Origin of the sequence: Streptomyces sp. NPDC059874 (assembly GCF_042731135.1) — a bacterium.
GTDB lineage: Bacteria > Actinomycetota > Actinomycetes > Streptomycetales > Streptomycetaceae > Streptomyces.
The window spans coordinates 1-9523 of record NZ_JBHWJY010000150.1 but is presented as its reverse complement, the minus strand read 5'-3'; the positions used below and the strand labels follow the sequence as shown (position 1 = coordinate 9523).

10 protein-coding genes are annotated in these 9523 nt (G+C 71.2%); 6 read left to right on the top strand and 4 right to left on the bottom strand.

Annotation, left to right across the window (positions count from 1 at the left end; all coding sequences use genetic code 11):
• Positions 1 to 294: 294 nt before the first annotated feature.
• On the bottom strand, positions 295 to 1872 hold the full coding sequence (locus tag ACFV9H_RS40615) for a Na+/H+ antiporter (RefSeq protein WP_385408892.1): 1578 nt from the start codon (positions 1870 to 1872) through the stop codon (positions 295 to 297).
• Between the two features lie 55 nt (positions 1873 to 1927).
• Here ACFV9H_RS40615 and ACFV9H_RS40610 point away from each other — a divergent pair, with 55 nt between their 5' ends.
• The 3 genes from ACFV9H_RS40610 (at position 1928) to ACFV9H_RS40600 (ending at position 3860) form a co-directional block, all read left to right on the top strand.
• A complete protein-coding gene (locus ACFV9H_RS40610; protein WP_385408890.1) occupies positions 1928 to 2188 on the top strand; it encodes a UBP-type zinc finger domain-containing protein in 261 nt (86 codons plus the stop codon).
• A gap of 212 nt (positions 2189 to 2400) precedes the next feature.
• On the top strand, positions 2401 to 2814 hold the full coding sequence (locus ACFV9H_RS40605) for an anti-sigma regulatory factor (RefSeq protein ID WP_365165629.1): 414 nt from the start codon (positions 2401 to 2403) through the stop codon (positions 2812 to 2814).
• Between the two features lie 17 nt (positions 2815 to 2831).
• Positions 2832 to 3860, top strand: a complete 1029-nt coding sequence (locus ACFV9H_RS40600) for an RNA polymerase sigma factor SigF (protein ID WP_385408896.1) — start codon at positions 2832 to 2834, stop codon at positions 3858 to 3860.
• Positions 3861 to 3870: 10 nt separating this feature from the next.
• Here the strand turns inward: ACFV9H_RS40600 and ACFV9H_RS40595 are convergent, their stop codons facing one another.
• The gene (locus ACFV9H_RS40595; RefSeq protein ID WP_385408888.1) at positions 3871 to 4320 is read right to left on the bottom strand and encodes a hypothetical protein; all 450 of its coding nucleotides are present in this window, start codon (positions 4318 to 4320) and stop codon (positions 3871 to 3873) included.
• Positions 4321 to 4404: 84 nt separating this feature from the next.
• On the opposite strand from ACFV9H_RS40595, the gene ACFV9H_RS40590 reads away from it, so the two are divergent.
• Together ACFV9H_RS40590 and ACFV9H_RS40585 are read left to right on the top strand one after the other, a co-directional pair.
• Positions 4405 to 5370, top strand: a complete 966-nt coding sequence (locus ACFV9H_RS40590) for a diacylglycerol/lipid kinase family protein (RefSeq protein WP_385408886.1) — start codon at positions 4405 to 4407, stop codon at positions 5368 to 5370.
• A gap of 322 nt (positions 5371 to 5692) precedes the next feature.
• Positions 5693 to 5950, top strand: a complete 258-nt coding sequence (locus ACFV9H_RS40585) for a WhiB family transcriptional regulator (RefSeq protein WP_003953983.1) — start codon at positions 5693 to 5695, stop codon at positions 5948 to 5950.
• 158 nt (positions 5951 to 6108) lie between these two features.
• Here the strand turns inward: ACFV9H_RS40585 and ACFV9H_RS40580 are convergent, their stop codons facing one another.
• Positions 6109 to 7578, bottom strand: a complete 1470-nt coding sequence (locus tag ACFV9H_RS40580) for a sensor histidine kinase (protein ID WP_385408894.1) — start codon at positions 7576 to 7578, stop codon at positions 6109 to 6111.
• Between the two features lie 349 nt (positions 7579 to 7927).
• A complete protein-coding gene (locus ACFV9H_RS40575) occupies positions 7928 to 8524 on the bottom strand; it encodes a TetR/AcrR family transcriptional regulator (RefSeq protein WP_385408884.1) in 597 nt (198 codons plus the stop codon).
• Between the two features lie 84 nt (positions 8525 to 8608).
• Between ACFV9H_RS40575 and ACFV9H_RS40570 the strand changes: the two genes are divergently transcribed.
• The gene (locus tag ACFV9H_RS40570; RefSeq protein ID WP_385408882.1) at positions 8609 to 9370 is read left to right on the top strand and encodes an SDR family oxidoreductase; all 762 of its coding nucleotides are present in this window, start codon (positions 8609 to 8611) and stop codon (positions 9368 to 9370) included.
• Positions 9371 to 9523: the final 153 nt, after the last annotated feature.

Here is a 9523-nt window from a genome sequence, read left to right as displayed (position 1 = left end):
CCGCCCAACCCCCCCCCCCCCGGGGGCACCCCCCCCCCCCCCCGCCGGCGTTTGCGCCCCGGGGTGGACCCGAGGGTCGAGATCCCGCCCGGGGGGACCATCCCGGCCTCGCCGGCGATTGAGGCGCGGGGCGGACCCGAGGGCCGAGACCCCGCCCGGGGACACCACCCCAGCCTCGCCGGCGATTGAGGCGCGGGGCGGAGCCGAGGGGCGAGATCCCGCCCGGGGGGACCATCCCAGCCCCGCCGGCGATTGAGGCGCGGGGTGTGGGGCGGAGCCCCACCGGTCGGGCCGTCAGCCCTGCTCGCGGTACGCCGCCGCCTCCTCCAGGTCCAGCCGCCGCAACAACGCCCGCAGCATCTCGTCGTCGATGCGCCGCAGGTCCCGCAGCGACACGAAGACCTCTCGCTCGGCTTCGATCATCTCGCGGGCCAGGCGCCGGTAGACGTCGTCCGCCGACTCCCCCGTCACCGGGTTGACCTCCCCCAGCCGCTCCCACACCGCGTTGCGCCGCCGCTCCAGCACCGTCCGCAGCCGGTCCGCCAGCGGCGGCGGCAGGGTGCTGTTCTCGGGCTGTTCCAGGAGCTCCGCCAGGCGGTCCTCCGCCGCCCGCGAGGCCTGGCTCTGTGCCTGCGCCTCGGCCAGGGTCTCCGCCTGTACGTCCTTCGGCGGCAGCTTGAGCATCCTGATCAGCGGCGGGAGGGTGAGGCCCTGGACGACCAGGGTGCCGATGACCGTGGTGAAGGTCAGGAAGAGGATCAGGTTCCGGTGCGGAACGGTGATCGGCACGGAGAACGCGATGGCCAGCGAGACCACTCCGCGCATCCCGGCCCAGCCGACGATCACCGGCGCCTTCCAGTCGGTGTCGGGCTCCCGCGCGCGGATCCGCTCGGAGAGCCTCGGCAGGAAGGTCGCCGGGAACACCCACACGAACCGGGCCACCACCACCGCGAGGAACACCGCGACCGCGTACCAGGCCGCGTGCAGGCCCTCGTACTCGCCCAGCCCCCTGAGGACCACCGGCAGTTGGAGCCCGATCAGCGCGAAGACCACCGACTCCAGGACGAAGGCGACCACCTTCCACACCGCCTCCTCCTGGAGCCGTGTCGCGAAGTCGACCTGCCAGTTCCGGTGCCCGAGGTACAGCGCGACGACGACCACCGCGAGCACCCCGGAGGCGTGCACCCGTTCGGCCGCCGCGTACGCCACGAAGGGGATCAGCAGCGACAGCGTGTTCTGGAGCAGCGGCTCCTTCAGCCGTTTGCGCAGCTGGTGGATCGGCACCATCAGCAGCAGGCCGACGCCGACCCCGCCCACCGAGGCCACCAGGAACTCCGCGATCCCGCCCGCCCAGCCGGCGCTCACGCCGACCGCGGCCGCCAGGGCCACCTTGTACGCGGTGATCGCGGTGGCGTCGTTGACCAGGGACTCGCCCTGGAGGATGGTCGTGATCCGGTTCGGCAGGCCCAGCTTGCGGGCGATCGCGGTGGCGGCGACCGCGTCGGGCGGCGCGATCACCGCGCCCAGCACCAGGGCGACCGGCAGCGAGAGGGCCGGCATCACGAGGTACGCCACGTAGCCGACGGCGAGCGTCGCGAAGAGCACGTAGCCGACCGACAGCATCGCGACGGGCCGCATGTTCGCCCGCAGGTCCAGGTACGAGCTGTCCACCGCGGCCGTGTGCAGCAGCGGCGGGAGCAGCAGCGGCAACACGATGTGCGGGTCGAGGGCGTACGAGGGCACGCCCGGGACGTACGCGGCCACCAGCCCCACCGCGACCAGCAGCAGCGGCGCCGGCACCGGCGTCCGGCGGGCCGCCCCCGCAACGGCGGCGCTGCCCGCGATGAGCGCCACCAGCGGCAATACCTCCATCGAAGATCCATCCTCAGTCGTCGCGCGCCCGCACCCTGGTCGTACGCTGGCCATCATGAGCGAGTGCACCCACGTTGCCGAACTGCCGCGCCCCGAGCCCATCCCCTCTGCCCAGACCTGCCCCGAATGTCTGGCGCTCGGCAGTCACCCGGTCCAGCTGCGGATGTGCCTGGCGTGCGGGCACGTGGGCTGCTGCGATTCCTCGCCGCACCGGCACGCGACGGCGCACCACCACGAGACCGGCCATCCGGTCATGCGGAGCTTCGAACCGGGCGAGACCTGGCGGTGGTGTTTTGTCGACGGTTCGATCGTCTGAGGCGGGGTAGGTCAACCCTCCGCCGGTTCCCCTGATTTGGGCCCCGCAGACCCCTAGCCACTGTGCGTACCCATGGGCTTACCATCAGTCACTGGGCAGCGGCATGGTCGGCCCGGGCGTTCCAGCGGGTGCCAGAGGGGGGCCGCGACACGATCGCCCGGATCGCGATAGCGTCACCGGCGAACAGAGCTCGTACCACCTTGGAGGTGAGGGTGTCCCAGATCGCAGGCGAGCCCGGGACCCAGGACTTCGTGGAAGTCCGGCTGCCCGCTGCGGGTGCCTACCTGTCGGTGCTGCGGACGGCCACGGCCGGTCTCGCGGCACGTTTGGACTTCACCCTCGACGAGATCGAGGACCTCCGCATCGCGGTGGACGAGGCCTGCGCGATCCTGCTCCAGCAGGCCGTGCCCGGCTCCGTCCTCAGCTGCGTCTTCCGCCTCATCGGGGATTCGCTGGAGGTGACCGTTTCGGCGCCGACCACCGACGGGCGCGCGCCGGAGCGTGACACGTTCGCGTGGACGGTCCTGTCGGCGCTGGCCGGCAAGGTCGAGGCCACGGTCGAGGAGAACCGGACGGTGAGCATCAGCCTCTACAAACAGCGCGGCGCGGGACCAGGCCCGGCGTGAGCGGCGGGGAGATCCCGGTGCGGGGCGGGGATCGGCCCCGGGTACGGCACGAGGTCGACGGCGGCATCCCGGAGCAGCAGCACGCCCGGCCGCACCCGGCTGAAGCGGATGCGGAAGACGGCTTTTTGGACTCGGCGGAGCGACGGGCGGGCCCTATGAGCGAGAACCAGCACGATCAAGCACAGCCACCGGAGGCCGCTGCCAAGCCCCCGGAGGAGGTCCAGGGCGGCATCGAGGTCCCCGAGGCACCGGCCCCGCCGGCGTTCCCGGTGACCCCGGCGCTGCCGGATCCGCGCGACCGCAGCGGCGCGCGGGCCCTCTTCTTCGAGCTGCGGGCGCTGCCCGACGGCTCGCCGGAGAAGGCCGAGCTGCGCAACCGCCTCGTACGGATGCACCTGCCGCTGGTGGAGCACCTGGCGCGGCGGTTCCGCAACCGCGGCGAGCCGCTCGACGACCTGACGCAGGTCGCGACGATCGGCCTGATCAAGTCGGTGGACCGGTTCGACCCGGACCGCGGGGTCGAGTTCTCCACGTACGCCACGCCCACGGTGGTCGGCGAGATCAAGCGCCACTTCCGTGACAAGGGCTGGGCGGTGCGGGTACCCCGGCGTCTTCAGGAGCTGCGGCTCTCGCTGACGACGGCCACGGCGGAACTGTCCCAGCAGCACGGCCGCTCCCCCACCGTGCACGAGCTGGCCGAGCGGCTGGGGATCTCCGAGGAGGAGGTGCTGGAGGGGCTGGAATCGGCCAATGCCTACAGCACGCTCTCGCTGGACGTCCCGGACACCGACGACGAGTCGCCGGCGGTCGCGGACACCCTGGGTGCGGAGGACGAGGCCCTGGAGGGCGTCGAGTACCGCGAGTCCCTCAAGCCGCTGCTGGAGGGACTGCCGCCGCGGGAGAAGCGGATCCTGCTGCTTCGGTTCTTCGGCAACATGACCCAGTCGCAGATCGCGCAGGAGGTCGGCATCTCCCAGATGCACGTCTCGCGCCTGCTGGCCCGCACCCTGGCCCAGCTCCGCGAGAAGCTGCTGGTCGAGGAGTAGGACGTACGGGTTATCGGGCCTGCTCGCCGGGCCCGATGCCGAGGGCTTCGGTCGCCGTGGGGTTCACCAGCAGCGCCCCGACGGCCACCGCGGCCAGCGCCAGCGCCACGGCGGCGACGATCATCGCGCCGCCCGTGCTGTACAGCGTGTACGCCACCGGCAGCGCCATCAGCTGGGTGATCAGCGCCGGGCCGCGGCTCCAGCGGCGGCCCAGGCGCAGGCCGCGCGCCCCGATCAGCGGCAGCGCGGCGAGCACGAGCAGGGTGATCCCGCCGGTCTCGGCCTGCTGCGGGGAGTCGGGGTCACCGGCGATGCCCACGAACAGCATGTAGACGCCGAGGCCGGCCAGCGCCAGGCCCTCCAGCGCGGTGAGCACGGCTGCGGCGGTCAGCCGCCGGGGCAGCGGGGCGGCGGGGGCGGGTGCGGCGGCGGGGGCCTTCTCGGGCTGCTTCTTACTCACCCCAGCAGGGTAGCGGCGCCCCCCGGAACGCTGAGGGGACGGGCAGTAGGGTCGGCATATGCGGGGGTGGGTAGGCTGGCGCTCATGCGTGCACTTCTCGTGGCCAACCCAGCAGCGACGACCACCAGCGCGCGCACGCGCGACGTCCTGACCCACGCCCTGGCCAGCGAGATGAAGCTGGAGGCGGTGTCCACCGAGTACCGGGGTCATGCCCGGGACCTGGGGCGCAAGGCCGCGCACGAGGGACTCGACCTCGTCGTCGCCCTGGGCGGAGACGGCACGGTCAACGAGGTGGTCAACGGACTGCTGCACGACGGGCCCGATCCGGAGCGGCTGCCCCGGCTCGCGGTGGTCCCCGGCGGCTCGACCAATGTGTTCGCCCGCGCGCTCGGCCTGCCCAACGACGCGGTCGAGGCGACCGGCGCCCTGCTGGACGCGCTGCGGGAGCAGCGCGAGCGGACGGTGGGCCTGGGCCTGGCGGCGGGCACCCCGGGCACGGAGGACGAATCGGTCCCGGCGCGCTGGTTCACGTTCTGCGCGGGCTTCGGTTTCGACGCGGGCGTGGTCGGCCGGGTCGAGCAGCAGCGGGAGCGCGGCAAGCGTTCGACGCACGCGCTGTACGTGCGACAGCTGATGCGGCAGTTCTGGGAGGAGCCCAATCGCCGGCACGGCACGGTCACCCTGGAGCGTCCCGGAGCGGATCCGGTGACGGATCTGGTGCTGTCGATAGTGTGCAATACCTCACCGTGGACGTATCTGGGGAATCGTCCGCTTTACGCCTCTCCGGAGGCGTCGTTCGATACCGCACTTGACGTATTGGCGCTGGACCGTTTGTCAACTCCGGCGGTCGCGCGGTACGCGACACAGCTCCTGACCTCGACTCCTGAGCGGGGTCCGCACGGCAAGCATGCGGTGTCTCTGCACGATCTGACCGACTTCACCTTGCATTCGAAGGTTCCACTCCCGTTCCAGATGGACGGCGATCACCTCGGGCTGCGCACCAGCGTTCGGTTCACAGGCGTACGCCGTGCACTGCGTGTGATTGTGTGAGTAGAAGGGGCCAAAGTCCTTTCACTCGAACGTTTACACGCTGGTCCACCCTCACGATGTAGGGCTGTGACCTACTAGACACCGACGAATCAAAAAAAACTTTCCGGAAGGGGTTGTATCCCCGTCCGAGGTTTGCGAATCTCTTCATGGCGATCGGGACAGCCCGCAGAACCCGGCACCCACACAGACCGCCAGAACCCCTCCACGAATCTCTGACTGATCACCCGGGAAACTGGGCGGTCGCCCTTCCCTCACGGGGGGATTCGTGAAAGCGTTCACATTCACAAGCAACCTGCCCGCAATACAAGGAGATGGAGCAGCCATGGACTGGCGTCACAACGCCGTTTGTCGTGAGGAAGACCCGGAACTCTTCTTCCCCATCGGCAACACCGGTCCTGCGCTGCTGCAGATCGAGGAAGCCAAGGCCGTCTGCCGCCGTTGCCCCGTCATGGAGCAGTGCCTGCAGTGGGCGCTCGAGTCCGGTCAGGACTCCGGCGTCTGGGGCGGTCTCAGCGAGGACGAGCGCCGCGCCATGAAGCGCCGCGCCGCTCGCAACCGGGCGCGCAACGCCAGCGCCTGACAACGACTTTCGAGCCTCGACGCGCAGCGCGTAGTACCCGTATAAGCGCTCAGCAACGTGCTCTTGAGCCCCGGACCGATCACCATTCGGTCCGGGGCTCAGTGCTGTCCGGGCCACGGTGATGCGGGGCCCCGTCACGTTGAGTGACGGGCCGGCCGCTACTTCTGCGGGCTGGACGGGATGTCGAGGACGACCTTCGTGCCGCGCGGCTCCGCCGCGACCATGTCGAAGGTGCCGCCCAGCTCGCCCTCCACGAGGGTCCGTACGATCTGCAGCCCGAGATTGCCGGCCCGCTGGGGGTCGAATCCCTCGGGCAGACCCCGGCCGTCGTCGAGCACGGTGATCAGCAGCCGCCCGTCCGCCCGGCCGGCGCCGGAGCGGACCGCCGACACCTCCACCGCGCCCCGCTCCCCATCGGCGAAGGCGTGCTCCAGGGCGTTCTGAAGGATCTCGGTCAGCACCATCGACAGCGGAGTGGCCACCTCCGCGTCCAGGATTCCGAAGCGGCCGGTGCGCCGGCAGTCCACCTTGCCCGGGGAGATCTCCGAGACCATCGCGATCACCCGGTCGGCGATCTCGTCGAACTCGACCCGCTCGTCCAGGTTCTGAGACAGCGTCTCGTGCACGATCGCGATCGAACCGACCCGGCGCACGGCCTCGTTGAGCGCCTCGCGGCCCTGCGGGGAATCCATCCGGCGGGACTGGAGCCGCAGCAGCGCCGCCACGGTCTGGAGGTTGTTCTTCACCCGGTGGTGGATCTCCCGGATGGTCGCGTCCTTCGTGATCAATTCACGTTCGCGACGGCGCAGTTCCGTGACATCGCGGCAGAGCACCAGGGAACCGATGCGGGTCCCCTTGGGCTTGAGCGGGATCGTGCGCAGCTGGATGACCCCGCCGTTGCCCTCCACCTCGGTCTCCCGGGGGGCCCAGCCGCTGGCGAGCTTGACGAGCGCCTCGTCCACCGCGCCGCGTGAGGGCGCGAGTTCGGCGGTGGTGTTGCCCAGGTGCTGGCCGACCAGGTCGGAGGCGAGGCCGAGCCGGTGGTAGGCGGAGAGCGCGTTCGGGGAGGCGTACGTGACCACGCCGTCGGCGTCGAGCCGGATCAGGCCGTCGCCGACACGCGGAGAGGCGTCCATGTCGACCTGCTGGCCGGGGAACGGGAAGGAACCCGCCGCGATCATCTGGGCCAGATCGGAGGCGGACTGGAGGTAGGTCAGCTCCAGCCGGCTCGGTGTACGCACAGTGAGCAGATTGGTGTTCCTGGCGATCACTCCGAGTACCCGGCCCTCGCGGCGGACGGGGATCGACTCGACGCGGACGGGCACCTCCTCGCGCCACTCCGGGTCGCCCTCGCGCACGATGCGGCCCTCGTCGAGCGCGGCGTCGAGCAGCGGACGGCGGCCGCGCGGCACCAGGTGGCCGACCATGTCGTCCTGGTACGAGGTCGGTCCCGTGTTCGGGCGCATCTGCGCGACCGAGACGTACCGGCTGCCGTCGAGGGTGGGGACCCAGAGCACGAGGTCCGCGAAGGAGAGGTCGGAGAGCAGCTGCCACTCGGAGACCAGCAGGTGGAGCCACTCCAGGTCGGTTTCACCGAGAGCGGTGTGCTGGCGTACGAGGTCGTTCATGGAGGGCACGTGGCGAGCGTACCCCGGGTACGCCGCATGACTTTCCCCACGACGGTACTCAGGAGTATCCAGGAGGGCCGCGGGCCGCGTACTGTTGGAGGAAGTGACGGGATTCATCCTCCCTTCATTGGATGGACAGATCTGAATGGTCTAGTCCACAATTGACTCAAAGCTTCCGCCCTCCCCGCACAGGAGGACGGATCGAGGTAAGCCGCGTGATCTGCCCTGACTGCGCAGGCACCTCTCACCGGCCGTGGGAACCGCACACCCATCGGCCGTAAGTACTCCGGGCTACGGTGCCGGACGGGTTGAGGGTCCCGTCCTGCACCGTGGCCCAGAGGAACGCTTCCTAGGCCGGCGGCCAGGCCAGCAGGGCCCGCGCCGCGACCGCCTCCAGCTCTTCCCGGGTCGCCCCGTCGCGCGACTGCTGGGACATCCCCTGAAGCACCGCCCCGGCATACCGGGCCAGCGCCCGCGCGTCCGTGTCCGCGGGCAGCACGCCGGTGGCCATGTCGGCCCGGATCCGACGCTCGAACAGCTCCAGGTTGGCGTTGCGCCGCTCGCGCAGGGCCTCGGCGACCTCGTCCGAGGTGGTGTTGACCGCGGCGCTGAGCACCATGCAGCCCGGCGGGTGGGCCGGGTCGGTGTAGATCTCGGCGGCCTCGCACAGGATGCGCTCCACGGCCGCTCGGGCCGTGGGCTCCTCGGCCAGCGCCACGCTCGCGAAGTCCCCGTAGCGGCCGCCGTAGACCACCACGACCTCGTCGAAGAGCTTGCGCTTGTCGCCGAAGGCCGCGTAGAGGCTGGGCGCGCCGATGCCGAGCGAGGCGGTCAGATCGGAGATCGAGGTCGCCTCGTAGCCGCGCTCCCAGAAGGCGAGCATGGCCTTGTCGAGGGCGGCCTCACGGTCGAAGGAGCGGGGCCTGCCGCGCTGTCCGGTCACCATGCGCCGATTCTATAGCGGGCGCTACGGAATCTGATACGGTCCTTTCTGTAGCGACCACTAGCGAATGGCGAAGGGGGGCGCGTCATGGGCGTGCTCAAGGGGAAGACGGCACTGGTCACGGGCGGCAGCCGGGGCATCGGGCGGGCCGTCGCGGAGCGGCTGGCGCGGGACGGCGCGCTGGTGGCGGTGCACTACGGACGCGACGAGGCGGCGGCGAAGGAGACGGTGGCCGCGATCGAGGCGGCCGGCGGGGCGGCCTTCGCGATCCGGGCGGAGCTCGGCGTGCCGGGCGACGCGCGGGCGCTGTGGGCGGCGTACGAGGCCCATCCCGCGCACACGGAGGGCGTGGACGTCCTGGTCAACAACGCGGGGGCGGCGACCTTCGCGGGCATCGAGGAGACCGACGAGGAGGCGTACGACCGGACGCTGGCCCTCAACGCCAAGGCGCCGTTCTTCGTGATCAAGTACGGGCTGGCGCGGCTGCGGGACGGGGGCCGGATCGTGAACGTGACCGGCACCCCCGACCTCGCCATGCCGGCGATCCTGGCCACGGCCACGGCGAAGGGCGCGACGAACGCGCTGACCCGGTCGCTCGCCGCCGAGCTCGCGCCGCGCGGGATCACGGTGAACTCGGTCGGCCCCGGCATCACCGGGACCGACCTGAACGCGGGCCTCCTCGCGGACCCCGCGACCCGGGCCCACCTGGCCTCCCGCTCGGTCTTCCACCGGATCGGCACGTCGGAGGAGGTCGCGGACGTTGTGGCCTTCCTGGCCTCCCCGGACGCCCGCTGGCTCACAGGCCAACACCTGAACGCCACGGGCGGCCTCCAACTGGCCCTGACCTGACCCACCCGCCGCCACCGGCTGCCCGGCGCGCCTCAAAGATCCGGGGCTCCGCCCCGTACCCCGCGCCTCAAACGCCGGCGGGGCTGGATTTTGCGCTCGCGGCGCCTCAACGGGACGGGGAATGCCCTGCGGGTCCAGCCTCGCCGGCGTTTG